The sequence below is a fragment of the Shewanella sp. S1-49-MNA-CIBAN-0167 genome (assembly GCF_040310145.1).
Taxonomy (GTDB): domain Bacteria; phylum Pseudomonadota; class Gammaproteobacteria; order Enterobacterales; family Shewanellaceae; genus Shewanella; species Shewanella psychromarinicola.
This window is the reverse complement of sequence record NZ_JBEOPO010000313.1, coordinates 1-265: the sequence shown is the minus strand read 5'-3', so window position 1 is coordinate 265 and position 265 is coordinate 1. Positions and strand designations below refer to the sequence as shown.

The following is a 265-nucleotide window of genomic DNA, read 5'->3' as shown; positions in this document are numbered from 1 at the left end:
ACTATTTATACCTCAGGGCCAAAGCTAGAAGGTAAAGACTCAATTTGGCCTGGCGACTTAGAAGTAGAAACCAGCGCAGAAATACACGCCGCCATTGATAAACTTGAGGCCATGAATGTCGATTTTATTAAAATTACCGACAGCGCTTTAACGCCACAGTTATACTTACAAGCAGTAAAAGAAGTTAAAAAGCGCGGTTATCAAATTTCGGGGCATATTCCTTTTTCGCTTTCGGTAACCGATGTGTCAAACGCAGGGCTTGATG

General features: G+C 42.3%; 1 pseudogene. It reads left to right on the top strand.

Going from position 1 to position 265, the window contains the following annotated elements:
- Positions 1-265, top strand: a pseudogene (locus AAEZ00_RS21445) (amidohydrolase family protein); the annotation flags it as partial.